Below are 16,297 nucleotides of genomic sequence, written 5' to 3' on the forward strand. Positions count from 1 at the left end.
GTGTAGTCTGCGCGCCCATGGCGATCTATGAAAACTATGTCCTGCCCCACCTGCTGAACCTTGTCATGAAGGCGCCCGCCCTGACGAAGCAGCGCGCCAAGCTGATCCCGGAGGCGGAGGGCCGGGTCCTGGAGATCGGCATCGGCTCGGGCCTGAACCTGCCGTTCTATAGCGACAGGGTCAGCCACCTGTGGGGCCTCGACCCCTCCGCGCAGATGCGCCGCTATGCCGAGAAGCGTGCCGTGGGCAAGCCGTTCCCGGTCGAGTTCATCGGCCTGACGGGGGAGGCGATCCCGCTGGACGACCACAGTGCCGACACGGTCGTGACGACCTGGACCCTGTGCACGATCCCCGACGCGGGCAAGGCCCTGCGCGAGATGCGGCGCGTGCTGAAGCCGGGCGGCAGGCTGCTGTTCGTCGAACATGGCAAGGCACCGGACGCCGCCGTGGTGAAGTGGCAGGAGCGCCTGAACGGCCTGCAGAAGACGATCGCCGGCGGCTGCCACCTGAACCGCGAGCCGGACAAGCTGATCGAGGGGGCGGGCTTCCGGATCGAGGAGATGAAGACCCGCTATATCGACGGGCCCAAGGCGATGACCTTCACCTATCGGGGCAGCGCCCGGCCCGGTTGATCCGTACGCGGACCGGCGCCACCGTGCGGCGCACACGGAATCCCATGGGTTAACGCCTTCTCAAAACTTTCCAGGGTAGTGGTCGACCTTGGGGTCCGGCCTTGCCGGTGTCCCGTGCCTGCGCACCGCCTTGAGAGAGACCGCTTTGCCGCATCAGCTTGTCCAGACCCAAGGCGACCGGAGCGGACCGGCCGGCCGTGTCCGGGCGGCCCGGTTGCAGGCGGTGCTGCGCCACACGCCGCTGATGATGGCGGCAAACCTGTTCAACGGCGGGGCGACGGCCTGGGCCGTTTCGTCCGTTGCCAACCGGGCGGTCCTGGGCCTGTGGCTGACCGTGCTGACGCTCTATGTCGTCTTCGCCATCCGCTCGTGGCTGTCCTGGCGCAAGCGGGGCGAGCGCAATCCCGACATGGGCGTGTCCGAGCGCACGCTGACCCGCGCGACCTGGCATGCCGGCATCCTGGCCGCGATCTGGGCCGTGGTGCCGCTGCTGTGGTTCCACCAGCTGGAAGTGGCGGGGCAGGTGCTGGTGGCGACGCTGGTGACCGGCATGATCTGCGCCGGGGGCTTTGCCCTGGCGACGGTGCCGCGCGCGGCGGCGTGCTTCACCCTGGTGCTGGCGCTGGGCGGGGCGAGCGGCGTCGTCCTGTCGCAGAACCCCTATGGCTGGCCGCTGGTCTGCCTGCTGGCGGTCTATGGCGTGACGGTGATGCGCAGCGCCAGCGACACGGCGCGTGTCTTCGCCGACCGCTTCCGCTCTGAGGCCGAGTTGCAGGAGCGCCGGCTGGACATCGAGCTGCTGCTCAATGCGTTCGAGGAAAGCGGCTCCGACTGGCTGTTCGAGCTGGACGAGGCGCTGGTCATCGTCAAATGCTCCCCCCGCCTTGGCGAGGTGGCGGGCACGACCTCTGCCGCGCTGCTGGGAACCAGTTTCACGGCGTTGCTGACGCCGTCGTCGCGCGGCACGTTCGTCGCCGCGGTGGCCGCCGGCCGGCCGTTCCGCGACCTGATGGTCGAGGCGCTGCCCGGTGGGCGCTGGTGGTCGCTGGCGGCCAAGCCCCTGGGCGCCGAGCCCCGGCTGGGGGCGCGGGCCGACGCGCCGGCCCGCATCGGCCTGCGCGGTGTCGGTTCCGACGTCACACAGAAGAAGCTGGCCCAGGACGAACTGGTCTGGCTGTCGCGCACCGACCCCCTGACCAGCCTGAAGAACCGCACCGCTTTTCGCGAGATTTCCAGCCTGCTGCTGGAGACGGCCCGGCGTGGCCAGGGAACGCTGGCCTTGGCCTGTCTCGACCTGGACGGCTTCAAGGCGGTCAACGATTCGCTGGGCCATCCGGTGGGCGACCAGCTTCTGGCGATCGTGGCCGAGCGGCTGCGGGCCTTTCGCATGGACGGCGTCCATATCGGTCGCCTGGGCGGGGACGAATTCGGCGTGGCCCTGCTGGACAGGCCGGCCGCCGCTGCGCGGGACCTTCTGGACCTCATCATCGCCCGCCTGTCCGAGCCCTATCAGATCGACGACGCGCGCATCACCGTCGGTGCCAGCGCAGGCCTGGCGATGGCTGCCGAGGGCGACGATATCGACCAGCTGATCCGCAATGCCGACCTGGCCCTGTACCATGCCAAGGATAGCGGGCGCGGCCGGGTCACCGTCTTTGACCCCGAAATGCATCGCGAGGCCAACAAGCGGCGCGAACTGCTGGAGGACCTGCGCGAGGCAATCGCCAATGACGGACTGGAACTGTTCTACCAGCCCATCGTCGCCTTCCGCCCGGGTGGGCTGAAGGCGCGGATCGTGGGGTTCGAGGCGCTGCTGCGCTGGCGCCATCCGCGCCTGGGCCTGCTGGCGCCCGGCGCCTTCATCGCCGAGGCCGAGCGCTCAGGCCTGATCAGCGCCCTGGGCGACTGGGTCATCGCCCGGGCCTGTGCCGATGCCGCGACCTGGGACCAGCCGGTGCGGGTCGCGGTCAACCTGTCGCCCGCCCAGTTCGACAATGGCGACCTGGCCGGCACCATCCGGGCAGCACTGGCGCGCAGCGGCCTGCCGGCCGACCGGCTGGAGCTGGAAATCACCGAGGCGATGTTCATCCAGCACGACGCCCAGGCCGAGGAGTTCATGCGCCAGATGGCCGAGCTGGGCGTGGGCATTGCGCTGGACGATTTCGGCACCGGCTATTCCTCGCTGGGCTACCTGGCCCGGTTCCCGGTGCAGAAGATCAAGATCGACCGGGCCTTCGTCTCTGGCCAGGCGGCGGCGGCGCGGCGCAGCGCCATCGTCCGCGCCGTGGTCGCCATCGCCCATGCCCTGAACATGGAGACCGTGGCCGAGGGCGTGGAGACGGAGGAGGACCTGGCCTGGGTCCGAGACCTGGGTTGCAGCCACGCCCAGGGCTACCTGATCAGCCGGCCCATGTCGCTGTCCCACGTGCCGGAGCTGCTGGCCCGCGATGCCCCCGCGGCAGAGGAAGCGGCCTGAGGCGGACGTCCGGCCGCGCCCCGGGCTTCAGGGTCGGATCTCGATCGGGGTCCCGTCCTCGACCGAAGACCAGATGACGTCCATGGCGGCATTGCTGACGGCGATGCACCCCGCCGTCCAGTCGCCGATGCGCCGGGCAGCGGCACGGCCCTCTGCACTGCCGGGCTCGCCATGGATGAAGATGGCGCCACCCGGGGCATAGCCGCCCTGCCGTGCCCGCAACCGGTCATAGGCGTCCGGGTAGGAGACGTGGAGGGAGAGGTAGTACTGGCTGCGCGGGTTGCGCGCGTCGATGCGGTAGCGCCCCTCCGGCGTGCGGCCGTCGCCCTCCCGCTGCTTCGGCCCCACGGGCGCGAAGCCCAGCGCCACCGGGAAGGACTGCACCGTGCGGCCATCGCGGATCAGGCTCAGCCGCCGCTGGGCTTTCTCCACCAGGATCAGGTCGACGGCGGCGCCGCCGATCACGACCGGCTCGGCGTGCGCCGGCCGCCCCGCCGCCAGCAGCAGGCCCAACGCGGCGATCCGGCCCAGCGCACGAATCGGCGGGAACAAGCGGGGCCAATCCATGGTTCGGTTATCGCCCCCGTGCAGCGAGCCGGCAAGAGCCGGCCCCCGGCGCGCCAGGGAGCGCGCCTGAGCCCCCGCGCGCTTGATGGATGGGGGCACTCGGCTATGCTGGCCGCCGCTTCATTGGTCCAACTGTTCCTGGAGGTTTCATGCGTGGCAGACCTGCCCTCGCCGCGGTACTGATGGCTGCCGGCCTTGCCGCCGGGTGCACCGGCCTCAGCGACGAGGATCGCGCCCTGTTGAACCAGGCCCTGTCCGAGGCCCGGGCCGCCCAGGATACGGCGAACCAGGCATTGGCCGCGGCCCAGGCGGCGCAGGCCCAGGCGGCCGGCTCGGCCCAGGCGGCCCAGGCGGCGCAGCTGGCGGCCCAGAACGCGGAGGCCAATGCCGCCGCCGCGGCGCAGCGCGCCGACCGCATGTTCAGCCAGTCGCTGCGCAAGTAGCGTCATGACCGAGTACCGGCCGCCCGGGATGCTGTCGTCGATGCCGACCTATGTCGCGCCATCGACGTTCATCCGTTGTCCCCGGCTGGAACCGGAGGAGGGGGCGGACATCGCCATCCTGGGCGTGCCGCTGGACCTGGCGACCACGTTCCGGCCGGGCGCGCGCATGGGCCCCTCCGCCGTGCGCCATGCCTCGGCTCAGCTGGCGGAGCTCAAGGCCTATCCCTGGGGCTTCGACCCCAAGGAGCGGCTGCGCATCGCCGATGCCGGTGATGTCGCCTTCGACCACGGACGGCCCCACACCATCCCCGCCCTGGTCGAGCTGGCGGCGGCCGAGCTGGTGAAGCGCGACATCTTCGTGCTGGGCATTGGCGGCGACCATTGGGTGACCTATCCGCTGCTGAAGGCCCAGGTCGCCAAGCACGGGCCGCTGGCCCTGGTCCATTTCGACGCGCATCCCGATACCTGGATGGAATCGGGGGAGCAGGACGCGATCGAGATGAACCACGGCACGATGTTCTATCGCGCGGTGAAGGATGGCCTGATCGTGCCGGAACGGTCGGTCCAGACCGGCATCCGGACCTGGGTCGACGACACGATGGGCCTGACCGTCCTCAACGCCCGCCAGGTCCATGCCGAAGGGCCGCAGGCCATCGCCGAGCGCATCCGCGGCATCGTGGGCGGTCACAAGGCCTATCTCACGATCGATATCGACGTGCTCGACCCCGCCTTCGCGCCCGGCACCGGCACCCCCGTAGCGGGCGGCCTGACCTTCGCGCAGCTGCAGGCGATCCTGGACGGGATCGGCGACCTTCCCTTGGTGGCGATGGACGTGGTCGAGGTGTCGCCCCCGTTCGACCATGCGGAAGTGACCGCGCTGGCCGGCGCCACCATCGCCTTCGAGCAGATCTGCCGGATGGCCGCGCGCCGCTGAGGCGCTCCGCCTCAGGCGATGACCTGGGGCACGCCGGTTCGCTCGGCGATCGCCTTCATCAGGGCGGCCGCATCCAGCGCCAGGCCGTGCTCCGCGGCCAGGCGGGCCGCTGCCTGGGTCAGGCCGGGCAGGGTGGTTGCCGGCCGCGCGGTGCCGGCCTCGACCGCGTCGATCGCGGCCCCCTCGACATGGACCTCGACCAGCAGGCGGCCGTCGACAAGGCCCAGCTTCCAGGGCTGGTCGACCACGGTCACCGGCGTGCCCACGGTGACCCGGCCGAACAGGTCCTCTATCCCCTCGGGATAGAGCCGGATGCAGCCCGACGAGACGCGCCGGCCCACGGCATAGGGCCGGTTGGTGCCGTGCACGCGATAGGCGCCGGCAAAGCCCAGGTCGATGGCGAAGGCCCCCATCGGGTTGTCCGGCCCCGGCGGGACCATGGCGGGCAGGTCGGGATTCTCCGCCCGCATCGACTCGGTCGGGATCCAGGTCGGATCGGTGCGCATCTGCACGATGGAGGTGCGGCCGACCGGCGTGTCCACCCCCTCGCGCCCGATGCCGATCGGCCAGGTGCGCACCGCGCCATCCTCGAACAGGTAGAGGCGCTGGTCGCCCAGGTTGATGACGATGCCGCGGGCCGGCCCCTCCACTTGCGGCAGCAGGTGCGCGGTCGGCAGCAGGATCGCCCGGCCCTCGCCCGGCAGCCAGGGATCGACGCCCGGATTGGCGGTGACCAGCTCGACGAAGCCCAGGTTGTACCAGCGCGCGATCTCGACGAAGGTGTCCTGGCCCTGGGCCTGGTACTGCATCAGCTGGCCGGTCAGGCGGCTTGCGGAGGCGGCGCGGGCCGGGCCGGGGACGGCGGCCAGGGCGGCGAGGCCCGCCAGCACGGCGCGGCGGTTCGGGGCGGTCTCGGCAGGCATCGGCACCTCAACGCTTTGGACGGGGACGCGCGGAAAGAGTCATCGAGTGGTCATTGCAGGCTTGACCGCGCGTCACAGCGCCTTATAGTGCGCGACCTTACGTGAGCCCAGCGGGTTCCCGATGGCATCTCCGTTCCTTTCTGGTGGTCTGGCGGGTTTCGAATGACCAAGCGCGCGGAAGCGAAGTACAAGATCAATCGCCGCCTTGGCGAGAACCTCTGGGGTCGGCCCAAGAGCCCGATCAACAAGCGCGAGTATGGCCCCGGCCAGCACGGTCAGCGCCGCAAGGGCAAGGTGACTGACTTTGGCATCCAGATGCGTGCCAAGCAGAAGCTGAAGGGCTATTACGGCAACATCACCGAGAAGCAGTTCCGCAACCTGTACGAGGAGGCGGTACGCCGCCGTGGCGACACGGGCGAGAACCTGATCGGCCTGCTGGAGCGCCGCCTGGACGCCGTCGTCTACCGCCTGAAGTTCGCGGCGACGCCGTTCGCCTCGCGCCAGTTCGTGAACCATGGCCATATCCTGGTGAATGGCAAGCGGGTGAACATTCCCAGCTACCTGGTGCGCGACGGCGACACGATCGAGATCAAGACCGCGTCCAAGCAGCTTGCCGTCGTGCTGGAAGCCAGCCAGTCGCGCGAGCGGGACGTCCCCGACTACCTGCACGTGGACCATGGCAAGATGGTGGGCACCTTTGTCCGCACGCCGGGCCTGGGCGACGTGCCGTACCCGGTCAAGATGGAGCCGAACTTGGTCGTCGAGTTCTACTCGCGCTGACCGGTACCACGCCCCTCGGGGCGCGACAGGATCAAGGCGGGCCCTCGGGCCCGCCTTTTTTGTTGGAACGGCGGGTTCTGTTGGAACGGCTGGCGGTGGGGCGCGACCGGATGGCGCCTTGCCGCAGGCGCACCTTGCTGGAATCCTCGGCCGCACGATATCCCGGTCATGGCCCTGCGCGCTCCCGGTGGCGATTCACGATCTTCCCCTGCCGGGTGTCGCGGCGCGGGTGCCCGCACCGCGCCTGTCCGCGCTGCTGGCCGGCCTGCGCGCCGAACTGTGCCAGGCCGCGTCCAGCCCGCGCGTGACGCTGGCCCAGGCGCTGGACCTGGTCCAGGAGCGCGCCTTTGGCGGCGTGCTGCTGCTGCTGACGCTGCCCTGCCTGCTGCCGGTGCCGCCGGTCCTGTCCATGCTGATGGAGGGGCCGCTGCTGCTGGTGTCGGCGCAGATGATCCTGGGGCGGGGCCAGCCCTGGTTGCCGGGGCGCGTGCGGCGCCTGGGCCTGGCGCGGCCGCGCGCGGTCGCCATGATCGACGCCGTGCTGCCCCGCCTGCACCGGGTGGAGGCGCTGGTCCGGGTCCGCTGGACAACCCTGACGACGCAGTCCGCGCGGCGGGGCCTGGGCGTCATCTGCTTCCTGAGCGCCAGCCTGGTGGGACTGCCCGTTCCGCTGATCGGCTGGCTGCCGGCTTTCGCCCTGGCGCTGATGGCCCTGGGACTGGTGGGGGAGGACGGCGTGCTGGTCCTGGCCGGCGTTGCCCTGGGTCTGGCCGGGATCGCCGCCGGCGCCCTGCTCCTGTTGGGAACCATCGACATGGGCGATCATTTGCTGAGGACACTGGAATCGTGACGGGTGCGGAATCGAAGACGTCACAGGCCCGTGTCATCCTGAGCTGTACGGGCGCGCAATCTGCGCAGCACGCGCCCGTTGCATGTCCCTGCGTTCCCCGACCCACCCGCCCCGACAAGGAGTGATCTTCTCGTGAAGACCCTGCCTGCCAACGTCGAGACTCGAGTCGATTCGTCCCTTGCCCCCCGTGGAAGTGCCCGCGCCCCGTCGGCCGGCAGCACGCTTGCCGCGCGGTGGCTCTACCTGAAGCAGATGCTGGCCCATCCCAAGCAGATGGCCTCGATCTTTCCCGCCTCGCGCGTGCTGTGCGAGCGGATCGCCAGCCATGTGCGGGTCGAGCCGGGCGAATGGCTGGTCGAACTGGGGCCGGGGACGGGCGCCGTGACGCAGGCCCTGCTGGACGGGGGCGCATCGCTGGATCGCACCGCGGTGATCGAGATCGGCGACGAACTGGCCCAGCATGTGCGTCGGTCCTTTCCCGGCCTGAAGGTCATCACGGGCGACGCCATGGACCTGGGGCAGCTGCTGCCCCCTGGCGCGGTGGGCCGCGTCGGCACGATCGTGTGCGGCATCCCGCTGGCCATGGTGCCGCTGGACGTGCAGCGGCGCCTGGTCGACGCGATGTTCAGCGTGATGCCGGAGGGGCGCTACTTCCTCCAGTATTCCTACTTCGTGACGTCGCCGCTCAAGGCCCGCGAACTGGGGCTGAAGGCGGAGCGGCTCGACTACGTCCTGCAGAACGTGCCGTTTGCCTCGATCTGGGCCTATCGCAAGGCCTGAGGCGCCGCGGCACAAACGAAAAGGGCCGGCCCCTCGCGGAGCCGGCCCTTCGCGTGTGGGGAGGTGTCGTCAGGCCGCGGCGGGCAGCAGGCCACGCTCCGCCAGCAGGCTCTTGAGCTCGCCGGTCTGGTACATCTCGCGCACGATGTCGGCGCCGCCGATGAACTCGCCATTGATGTAGAGCTGGGGAATGGTGGGCCAGTCGCTGAACTGCTTGATGCCATCGCGCAGGGCGGGGTCGACGAGCACGTCAAAGCCCTTGAACTTGACCTTCAGCGCGCTCAGCACTTGGACCACGGCGGCCGAGAAGCCGCACTGCGGAAAGATCGGCGTACCCTTCATGTAGAGCACGACCGGGTTCGTCCCGATGTCCTGCCGGATGCGCTCGAAGACGGGGTTGTCACTCATCGACGATGTCCTGTTTGGGGCGCTGGCCGCCGCTTGCGCCACCCCTTGGGCGGGATGTGGCCGCATGATGTCGATCATCAAATTAGGCGCGGCGCCCGCTGGCCGCAAGGCGGGGGCTGGACAATTCCCGCCCACGCCGCCTTTCTTGGCCTAATGTCACAGGACAGAAAAACCCATAAGACAAAGGGAGAAACGCGATGCGCTTGCGGCAGGTGGCCCTGGTGGCGGGCAAGCTGGAGCCCGTGGTCGACACGTTCCACAAGGTGCTGGGCCTCAATGTCGGGTACCGCGACCCGGACGTGGGCGTGTTCGGCCTGGTCAACGCGGTGATGCCGGTGGGCGGCGATTTCCTGGAGGTGGTCGAGCCGGTCAAGGACGACGCCTCGGCGGGACGCTACCTGAAGCGGCGCGGCGGCGATGCCGGTTACATGGTGATCCTGCAGGCCGAGGACGCGCTGCCGCATCGCGAGCGGATCGCGGGCCAGGGCGTGCGCATCATCTGGAAGCATGACAGCAAGGCCTATGCCTTCACCCACTTCCATCCGGGCGACTTTGGCGGGGTCCTGGCCTCGGTCGATTCGGTGCCCAATGCCGCCAACTGGCTGGACCCGGACGGCGACTGGCCGCCCTGTGGCAAGGAGTGGCGCAACCATCGCAGCGATCCCAACGTGCTGGGTTTCCGCAGCGTCACGATCCAGCATCCCAAGCCGGCCGAGATGGCGGCGCGCTGGGCTGAGTTGCTGGAGCAGCCGTTGGAGACGGTGGACGGCGTGCCGACGGTCCAGCTGACGGGGGCCGCGATCCGCTTCGTATCCCCGCGGGCGGGCGATGCCGACGGCACCGGGGTGATCGGCCTGGACGTCAGGGTCAAGGACCGCGACGCCGTCCTGGCCCGCGCCAAGGCAGCGGGCGTGCCCGTCAAGGACGGCACCATCACGATCTGCGGCACCGACTTCACCCTGAGCCAGGGCTGAGGTCGGAGCGCGTCAGCCGTCGCATCAACATCCTTCGAGACGCCCAGCTTGCCCTGAGGAGCCGCCGCAGGCGGCGTCTCGAAGGGGAGCTCCTCAGGATGACGCCTGTTGGATTTCTTCCAATGATACCAACAGCGTCATGCTGAGGAGGGCCGCAGGCCCGTCTCGAAGCATCAGGTGCATCGCCAGTTACGCGCCAGGGGTCTCAGGCGATCTTGCGGGTGTCGAGGCGTTCGCGCTTGAGGCGGATGCCGTGCTTCTCGCGGTCCCAGGTGTCGGCCGTCACGCCCTCGCTGCGCAGCAGGTGCTTCTGCACCTTTTGCGTCGGCGTCTTGGGCAGGTCGGACAGGAAGCGGATATAGCGCGGCACCATGAAGTGCGGCAGGCGCGGCTGGAGGAAGGCAGTCAGCGTCGCCGGGTCGATCACCTTGCCCGGCACGGGCGAGACGATGGCCAGCACTTCGTCCTCGCCGAACTCGCTGGCGGTCGCCACCACGGCCGCCTCGCGCACGTCGGGGTGGGCCTGGATCTCGGCCTCCACCTCGAAGCTGGAGATGTTCTCGCCCCGCCGCCGGATCGCGTCCTTCATCCGGTCGACGAAGTAGAAATTGCCCGCGGCATCGGTGCGGAAGGCATCGCCCGTGTGGAACCAGCCATTGCGCCAGGCCCGCGCCGTTGCCTCCGGATTGCGGTGATAGCCGTGGTTCATGGCCCAGGGCATGTCGGTGCGCACGATCAGTTCGCCCAGTTCGCCAGGTCCGACTTCGCAGTCGTTCTCGTCCACCACGCGCACCTCGACCCCGGCACGGGGCCGGCCGGCCACGCCGCGCTCGCTTGGGTTCGCCTCGCTGATGAGGGGGCACGACACTTCCGTCATGTTGAAGACGGTGAAGATGTCGGTGCCGAAGCGCTCCTTGAACGCGACGCCATCCTCGCTCAGCGGGACCATGGTCGCCATGCGCAGGCTGTGGTCGCGGTCGTCGGGGCTGGGCGGCCGCTTCAGCAGGAAGGGCGTCATGGCGCCGAGCAGGACGGTGGAGGTGACGCCGTGCTTGCGCACGATGTCCCAGAACGCATCCGTCCGGAACGATTCGGCGAGGACGATCGTGCTGCCGCGGATCAGGGCGCCGTTGACGGCGCCCGTCCCGCCGACATGGAACATGGGCAGGCTGGCCAGGTTCACATCGTCCGGCCCCATGACGTGGCCCAGCGCCATCATCGTCTCGTGGCTCTGGATATACGACGACAGCACGCCCTTGGACGGGCCCGTCGTGCCGGAGGTGTAGACGACGGTCTGCGTATCCCACGGCGCCACGGGGCGCGGCAGATCCTTGAGGCTGTCCGGATCTGCCGACAGGCGCGCCTCTGGCAGGACCTCAAGCCCCGGCAGGTCGACCGGGCCAAGGCCGACCAGGACGACCGTCTTGAGGAGTGCCTTGTCCACCTCGGCCAGGCGACCGGCTAGGCGGTCGTCGGCCACGATCAGGCGGGCGCCCGAATTGGCGACGACATGGGCCAGGATCGTGCCGCGATAGCTGGTGTTGATCGGCACATAGACCGCACCCAGGTAGTTCAACGCGTACATCACGGCGACCGCGTGCGGCCCGTTGGGCAGCCAGGAGAGGACGAAATCCTCCTGGTTCACGCCCAGGGCCTGCAGCCCGGCGGCATAGGTGCGCACCTGCACCGCCAAGTCGCGATAGGTCCAGCGGGTGCCATCCTCGAACACGGCGAACAGCTTGTCCGGCTGCTGGGCGGCGTGGCGGTCGATCAGGTTGCGGGCGACGCAAGCGTCCGCAGACGGCAGCCTGACCCGATCTCGGGCGTCCTGGGCCATGGGGGTTCCTCCGGTTCTTGTGCCTGAACGGTGTTCCGTTTCCGGGCCAGTATGCCGCCTTGGAGGCTATCAGGCGACACGCTGCGATACCGAAAGTTCATAACTGTGGGGCGAAGCTGTGGCGCCCGGCATCAGGCCGGTTCAAGGGGGAAACACATGCGTCTGTCCACGCGCGCCGCGGGCCTTGTCCTGGCGCTGGGCCTGGTGTCGGCTCCGGCCCTGGCCGAGGACCTGCAGTTCAGCTTCGTGAATGCGACTGGCGCCGCCGTGACCGAGATCTACATCTCGCCCGTCGGCGTCGATTCCTGGGAAGACAACCTGGTGTCCAGCGCCCTGGCGCCGGGCGAGACCGGCACCGCGACGATCGCGGATGGCCGCTCCGTGTGCGAGTACGACATCAAGACCGTGTTCGACGATGGCGACACGGCCGAAAGCCGCAACGTCAACCTGTGCGAACTGGGCACCTATACCGTCCACGAGTAACGCAATCGCCCGCGCTCCGGTCGCAACCGGGGCGCCCTGGCACGGGCGGTGCTATAGGCTTCGGCCATGACGCGCACCGCCCTGCCTGACGACCTGGTCCAGGCGCTGACCGCCCTGGGCCGGGTCCTGGCCAAGGCGCGGCAGCAGCGCCAGGCCCCCCGCTTCGCCCTTTCGGACGAGGGGACGCGATCCCTCATCGCGCGCAGCGTGCGTGGGCTGCTGGCCGTGCCGGCGGCGATGATCGGCCCTGCCGACACCGCGGTTCCTCGACTGGCGGCCCTGTACGGCCATCCTGCCGGGCCGCCCACCCTGGTCGACCGCTTCTGGCCTCGGCCCAGCGACATCGACCTGATGGCGGCGGGCGGCGGGCTGGAATACCTGATGCTGTTCCACCGCAGCGGCTTCGTGCGCGAAGCGGCGCTGGGCCGGCTGGGGGGAGGCCTGCCCACGCCCTTTGCCGTGGCGGCCATCGCCCTGCGCCTCAACGACTGGGTGCCGCAGGTGGCGGACGCGGCCGAGCGGGCCCTGGCGCGGACGTTGCCGGGCACGGCACCCGCGGTCCTGGCCGGTGCCGCGGTCGGCCTGATCCCCCGCCTGGACCAGTGGCAGCGCTGGACGCCGGTGCGTCGCGCGGGACTGGCGGCGATGTTCCGCCGGCCCGACGTGGCGGGCGAGCTGTTCGGCCTGCTGACCCGTCAGGCCACGGGGCCGATGGCGGCGACCTTGCGCTTCCTGTTGCAGGAGCCGGGCATGGATGGTGCGCTGCTTGCGCTGGCGCAGCAGGGGGCCCAGGCGCAGGTGCGCGCCGTGGCGCTGGAGACGCTGCTGGCGGGCAGTGCCACCTGGGTCACGGGGCGGGAGATCCATTGGATCGACCGCACGATGGGGCGCGGTCGCTGGGTGCCGACGATCGGCAGGCGCGCCGTCAGCGCGCCGCTGGACTTGCCCGATCTGCTGGCCATCGGCCTGGCCGACCGAGCGGCGACGGTGCGCAAGGTCGCCGGTATCGCCCTGGTGCGCCGGTTTTCCACCCTGCCGCCGGTCCTGGTCGCCGACCTGACGGCCCGCCTGGCCGCCGACGGCGCCGCCTCGGTGCGGGGCATCGGGGCGTGGCTCCAGAAGGCGACGCAGCCCGCCTAGGCGGCCCTCACGCGTCGGCGATGCGCAGGGCGAGGCCCGCGTCCTGGACCGCGCGGGCGAGGCCCGGCGGCAGGCTGGTGTCGGTGACCAGGTCGGCAATGCCGGCCAGCGGCATCACCCGCTCCAGCAGGGGCACGTTGAACTTGGCATGGTCCATCATGAACACGCCGCGCTTCGACCGTTCGAACATGGTGCGCTTGACCCAGCAGGCCTGGCTGTCGACGTCGGTCGGGCCATCCTCCGTCAGGCCGCCCGCGCTGGTGAAGGCCAGCGTCGCGTGGAAGCGGTTGAGGAAGGCGCAGGTGTCCTGGCCATAGACCCCCGCTTCCTGCGGGGCGAACGTGCCGGGGCAAAGGATCACCCGCGCCTGGGCCGAGCCGCCCAGCGCCAGGGCGATGTCCAGGCCGTTGGTGATCACCGTGACTTCGACCGCCAGGGCGGCCAGGCGGCGCGCCAGGTGCAGCGTGGTGGCGCCCGAATCGATCATCAGGACGTCGCCCGGCGCGACCAGGGCGGCGGCGGCGGCGGCGATCCGCTCCCGCTCCGCCACCATCGCCGCGTTGCGTTCGCGCACGGCGGGCTCCCGCCCCATGGAGGTGGTGGCGCCGCCATAGGTGCGCGCGACCAGGCCGCGGTCGGAGAGGTGGTCGATGTCGCGGCGCACCGTCTCGGTCGAGACGCGGAAGACGTCGGCCAGGGCCGATATGCGCACCGTGGGGTTCGAGCGCAGCTCCGCGATGATGCGGCGGTGGCGTTCCGCGCGCTCCAGACGGGTGCCGCGTCCCCCGCCATCCGGGGCCAGGGCGATCACGCTCGTCACGCGCAGGCCGCCAGGATGTCGGCCAATTGCGAGCGCAAGGCCCCCTTGGAGGGGCTGAAGCCGCCGTCGAACGCGGCAGAACCGACGGTGAAGGCGTCGACCCCCGCATCGGCCAGGAGGCGGATCCGCTCGGGCGAATCGATGTTGCCGGCGACCACCAGCGTGCCGCGGGTCGCGGCGCGCGCGGCGCGGACCAGGTCCATGGGATCAGCCTCCGTCGCGCGGTAGGCCAGCAGATCGACGCCCCCGGCGCCCATCGCCTCGTACCGGCGACAGTCGGCGGCGATGTCGTCCGGGCTGCCGCCCAGCTTGGTGGGGTGGCCGAGCGGCCGGCCCGGGAAGGGCAGGTAGGCGATGGCCGTACCCTTAAGGATGGCCAGCACCTCCGCCACCTGGGTGCCGCCCATGACGCAGTCGACGCCGATCTCCAGAGCGGCGCGGGCCGAGGCCAGGCTGTCCGCCGGGCTGGTCGAGACGACCTCCAGATAGCTCCTGGCGCCCGTTGCCTTGATCCGGCGGTTGAGCTCGACCAGCGTCGCCTTGGGCGCGCCCACGTCCTTGAAGCCGACATGGCGCAGGCCCGCGTCGGCGATGCCGTCGATCACCGCCAGGCAGTCCTCGACCGTGCGATCGGACCGGGTGAGCATGAAGATGAACTCGATCCTGGATCGCGTCATGGATCCCATCCCCCAACGGGTCGCGGCCTTTATGCCAGGATTACAACAAAAGCGCTTTGGAAGTGCCAAATTTCGTGTGGTACTTTTGGCATTGCGCTGCCGAAGACGGGCGGCGCAGGATTGCGGGGCGCCGCGGTGCGGCAGGACGGGGTGAACAGGCAGGAGTGGGGCAGTCTGGTCGTTGAGCGGTTGCGTCTGAGTTGTGGAGGGCGTTGAGCACATGGGGAGCGCGGGGGCGGTTCTCGCGGTCACCCTGGATACGCGTCGAGGTCGGCGGAGGGCCGGCTTCCTGACCACGAACGAGGGGAGACTTCGCGATGAGGATCAGCCGTCGAAGCTTCATGCAGGGGGCCGCAGCGCTGTCGGGCGTGGCGCTGGCCGGACCCCTGGCGCGCCGGGCCCATGCCGCGCGCGAGAAGGAAATGAACATCCTGTGCTGGGAGGGCTACAACTCGGCCCAGGTGCTGGACCCCTGGCGCGAGAAGCATGGCGCCACGGTCAAGGCCGAGTCCCTGACCAACGATCCCACGATGATCAACCGCCTGCGCGCGGGCGAGACGAACGTCTGGGACCTGATCAACGTCAACAATCCCTGGGCGCGCAAGGTCATGTACCCGGAAGGGTTGATCAAGCCGCTGGACCGGGCGACGTTCGAGCCGCATTTCGAGAAGATGCTGCCGTCGTTCAAGCCGCCCTACAAGTGGGCGATGAGCGACGATGGCAAGGAACTGCTGGGCATCTGCCAGCGCTTCGGTCCCTATAGCTACGTCGTCAACACGGACAAGATCAGCCGCGCGACGGCCGAGGACCAGGGCTGGGACCTGTTCAACGATGCGGCCAATGCCGGCAAGTACGGCATCCTGGATTCGGAGGACTGGAACGTCTTCAACATCTGCCTGATTGCCGGCTTCAATCCCTTCGTCGAGCACACGCCCGAGCAGGTCGCGGCGTTCGAGGCGACGGCCAAGAAGGTGTTCAAGGGGGCCAAGCTGGTGGGCGACATCGCCACCATGAACCAGGCCCTGATCTCGGGCGAGATCGACTTCCACATGACGGGCGGCACCTATTCCGCGTCGCCCGCGCGGGCCGACGGGCACCCGGAAATCCGCGGCATCACGCCCCTGCGGGGGCCGGTCGACGGCAAGGGCGGCATTGCCTGGATCGAGGTGACCTCCATCGTCAACAATCCGCAATTGTCGCCGCTGGCGGCGCCGTTCCTGGAATACGTGCAGGACCCGGCGGTGGCGCATACCGTCGCCTTTGCCGAGGGCACGTTCAATCCGGTGACGCAGATGGGCAATCCCGACTGCTTCAAGCTGTTCACCAAGGAGGAACTGGATGCGATCCAGTGGGACAGCCTGGAGGAGGAGATGGCGCGCTCGATCGAGTACGACATCGTGCCCGACTATCCCAAGCTGCTGGAGATCATGACCGCTGCCAAGCGCGAGGCCGGCGGCGGCTGAGCCCGGGCATTGTGGCCCGCCCCTACCGAGCCCCCTCACTTTCGCGGGGCCGGGGGGAGAGGACAGGGGCGCGCGTCGGCTCCACAGATCAGGCTGTGTAACCAGGGTGA

17 protein-coding genes are annotated in these 16,297 nt (G+C 69.7%); 11 read left to right on the forward strand and 6 right to left on the reverse strand.

Going from position 1 to position 16,297, the window contains the following annotated elements:
* Positions 1–17: 17 nt before the first annotated feature.
* Together ACI6GS_RS09815 and ACI6GS_RS09820 are read left to right on the forward strand one after the other, a co-directional pair.
* Positions 18–632 carry a class I SAM-dependent methyltransferase gene (locus tag ACI6GS_RS09815; protein ID WP_439817612.1) on the forward strand — a complete coding sequence of 205 codons (615 nt, stop codon included), beginning with the start codon at positions 18–20 and terminating at the stop codon, positions 630–632.
* 223 nt (positions 633–855) lie between these two features.
* Positions 856–3,108 carry a putative bifunctional diguanylate cyclase/phosphodiesterase gene (locus tag ACI6GS_RS09820; protein ID WP_439817950.1) on the forward strand — a complete coding sequence of 751 codons (2,253 nt, stop codon included), beginning with the start codon at positions 856–858 and terminating at the stop codon, positions 3,106–3,108.
* Positions 3,109–3,135: 27 nt separating this feature from the next.
* Here ACI6GS_RS09820 and ACI6GS_RS09825 read toward each other — a convergent pair whose 3' ends face one another.
* Positions 3,136–3,660, reverse strand: coding sequence for a L,D-transpeptidase family protein (locus ACI6GS_RS09825; RefSeq protein WP_439817613.1), 525 nt, complete (start codon positions 3,658–3,660; stop codon positions 3,136–3,138).
* A gap of 164 nt (positions 3,661–3,824) precedes the next feature.
* Here ACI6GS_RS09825 and ACI6GS_RS09830 point away from each other — a divergent pair, with 164 nt between their 5' ends.
* Positions 3,825–4,118, forward strand: coding sequence for a hypothetical protein (locus ACI6GS_RS09830; protein ID WP_439817614.1), 294 nt, complete (start codon positions 3,825–3,827; stop codon positions 4,116–4,118).
* 4 nt (positions 4,119–4,122) lie between these two features.
* Positions 4,123–5,052 (forward strand): agmatinase, encoded by a 930-nt coding sequence (gene speB / locus ACI6GS_RS09835; protein WP_439817615.1) that lies wholly within the window; start codon positions 4,123–4,125, stop codon positions 5,050–5,052.
* 11 nt (positions 5,053–5,063) lie between these two features.
* On the opposite strand, the gene ACI6GS_RS09840 is transcribed toward speB, so the two are convergent.
* Positions 5,064–5,975: a L,D-transpeptidase family protein gene (locus ACI6GS_RS09840; protein ID WP_439817616.1), complete on the reverse strand. Its 912-nt coding sequence runs from the start codon at positions 5,973–5,975 to the stop codon at positions 5,064–5,066.
* 162 nt (positions 5,976–6,137) lie between these two features.
* Between ACI6GS_RS09840 and rpsD the strand changes: the two genes are divergently transcribed.
* The 3 genes from rpsD (at position 6,138) to ACI6GS_RS09855 (ending at position 8,385) form a co-directional block, all read left to right on the forward strand.
* The gene (rpsD, locus tag ACI6GS_RS09845; RefSeq protein WP_439817617.1) at positions 6,138–6,755 is read left to right on the forward strand and encodes a 30S ribosomal protein S4; all 618 of its coding nucleotides are present in this window, start codon (positions 6,138–6,140) and stop codon (positions 6,753–6,755) included.
* Between the two features lie 187 nt (positions 6,756–6,942).
* Complete coding sequence (locus tag ACI6GS_RS09850; protein ID WP_439817618.1) at positions 6,943–7,605, forward strand: exopolysaccharide biosynthesis protein; 663 nt, start codon at positions 6,943–6,945, stop codon at positions 7,603–7,605.
* Positions 7,606–7,737: 132 nt separating this feature from the next.
* Positions 7,738–8,385 carry a class I SAM-dependent methyltransferase gene (locus ACI6GS_RS09855; protein WP_439817619.1) on the forward strand — a complete coding sequence of 216 codons (648 nt, stop codon included), beginning with the start codon at positions 7,738–7,740 and terminating at the stop codon, positions 8,383–8,385.
* Positions 8,386–8,454: 69 nt separating this feature from the next.
* Here ACI6GS_RS09855 and grxD read toward each other — a convergent pair whose 3' ends face one another.
* A complete protein-coding gene (grxD, locus tag ACI6GS_RS09860; RefSeq protein WP_439817620.1) occupies positions 8,455–8,793 on the reverse strand; it encodes a Grx4 family monothiol glutaredoxin in 339 nt (112 codons plus the stop codon).
* Between the two features lie 197 nt (positions 8,794–8,990).
* Here grxD and ACI6GS_RS09865 point away from each other — a divergent pair, with 197 nt between their 5' ends.
* Positions 8,991–9,767 (forward strand): VOC family protein, encoded by a 777-nt coding sequence (locus ACI6GS_RS09865; RefSeq protein WP_439817621.1) that lies wholly within the window; start codon positions 8,991–8,993, stop codon positions 9,765–9,767.
* 205 nt (positions 9,768–9,972) lie between these two features.
* Here the strand turns inward: ACI6GS_RS09865 and ACI6GS_RS09870 are convergent, their stop codons facing one another.
* The gene (locus ACI6GS_RS09870) at positions 9,973–11,604 is read right to left on the reverse strand and encodes an AMP-binding protein (RefSeq protein WP_439817622.1); all 1,632 of its coding nucleotides are present in this window, start codon (positions 11,602–11,604) and stop codon (positions 9,973–9,975) included.
* Positions 11,605–11,760: 156 nt separating this feature from the next.
* Between ACI6GS_RS09870 and ACI6GS_RS09875 the strand changes: the two genes are divergently transcribed.
* Entirely contained in the window at positions 11,761–12,087 is a 327-nt protein-coding gene (locus tag ACI6GS_RS09875; protein ID WP_439817623.1) for a hypothetical protein, read from the forward strand.
* A 66-nt stretch (positions 12,088–12,153) separates the two neighbouring features.
* Positions 12,154–13,227, forward strand: coding sequence for a hypothetical protein (locus ACI6GS_RS09880; RefSeq protein WP_439817624.1), 1,074 nt, complete (start codon positions 12,154–12,156; stop codon positions 13,225–13,227).
* A gap of 7 nt (positions 13,228–13,234) precedes the next feature.
* On the opposite strand, the gene ACI6GS_RS09885 is transcribed toward ACI6GS_RS09880, so the two are convergent.
* Both ACI6GS_RS09885 and ACI6GS_RS09890 read right to left on the reverse strand, forming a co-directional pair.
* Positions 13,235–14,047 (reverse strand): DeoR/GlpR family DNA-binding transcription regulator, encoded by an 813-nt coding sequence (locus ACI6GS_RS09885; protein WP_439817625.1) that lies wholly within the window; start codon positions 14,045–14,047, stop codon positions 13,235–13,237.
* Complete coding sequence (locus ACI6GS_RS09890) at positions 14,044–14,724, reverse strand: hypothetical protein (protein ID WP_439817626.1); 681 nt, start codon at positions 14,722–14,724, stop codon at positions 14,044–14,046. Before ACI6GS_RS09890 ends, ACI6GS_RS09885 begins: the two co-directional genes overlap by 4 nt.
* A gap of 317 nt (positions 14,725–15,041) precedes the next feature.
* Between ACI6GS_RS09890 and ACI6GS_RS09895 the strand changes: the two genes are divergently transcribed.
* A complete protein-coding gene (locus ACI6GS_RS09895; RefSeq protein WP_439817627.1) occupies positions 15,042–16,187 on the forward strand; it encodes an ABC transporter substrate-binding protein in 1,146 nt (381 codons plus the stop codon).
* Positions 16,188–16,297: the final 110 nt, after the last annotated feature.

This window comes from Zavarzinia sp. CC-PAN008, assembly GCF_051903925.1.
Taxonomy (GTDB): Bacteria; Pseudomonadota; Alphaproteobacteria; order Zavarziniales; family Zavarziniaceae.

Excerpts from the sequence above, each read along its gene's own strand:
- ACI6GS_RS09815 (WP_439817612.1), top strand. The coding sequence starts at position 18 with ATGGCGATCTATGAAAACTATGTCCTGCCCCACCTGCTGAACCTTGTC.
- ACI6GS_RS09830 (WP_439817614.1), top strand. The coding sequence starts at position 3,825 with ATGCGTGGCAGACCTGCCCTCGCCGCGGTACTGATGGCTGCCGGCCTT.
- speB (WP_439817615.1), top strand. The coding sequence starts at position 4,123 with ATGACCGAGTACCGGCCGCCCGGGATGCTGTCGTCGATGCCGACCTAT.
- ACI6GS_RS09840 (WP_439817616.1), bottom strand. The coding sequence starts at position 5,975 with ATGCCTGCCGAGACCGCCCCGAACCGCCGCGCCGTGCTGGCGGGCCTC.
- rpsD (WP_439817617.1), top strand. The coding sequence starts at position 6,138 with ATGACCAAGCGCGCGGAAGCGAAGTACAAGATCAATCGCCGCCTTGGC.
- grxD (WP_439817620.1), bottom strand. The coding sequence starts at position 8,793 with ATGAGTGACAACCCCGTCTTCGAGCGCATCCGGCAGGACATCGGGACG.
- ACI6GS_RS09865 (WP_439817621.1), top strand. The coding sequence starts at position 8,991 with ATGCGCTTGCGGCAGGTGGCCCTGGTGGCGGGCAAGCTGGAGCCCGTG.
- ACI6GS_RS09870 (WP_439817622.1), bottom strand. The coding sequence starts at position 11,604 with ATGGCCCAGGACGCCCGAGATCGGGTCAGGCTGCCGTCTGCGGACGCT.
- ACI6GS_RS09875 (WP_439817623.1), top strand. The coding sequence starts at position 11,761 with ATGCGTCTGTCCACGCGCGCCGCGGGCCTTGTCCTGGCGCTGGGCCTG.
- ACI6GS_RS09880 (WP_439817624.1), top strand. The coding sequence starts at position 12,154 with ATGACGCGCACCGCCCTGCCTGACGACCTGGTCCAGGCGCTGACCGCC.
- ACI6GS_RS09890 (WP_439817626.1), bottom strand. The coding sequence starts at position 14,724 with ATGACGCGATCCAGGATCGAGTTCATCTTCATGCTCACCCGGTCCGAT.
- ACI6GS_RS09895 (WP_439817627.1), top strand. The coding sequence starts at position 15,042 with ATGAGGATCAGCCGTCGAAGCTTCATGCAGGGGGCCGCAGCGCTGTCG.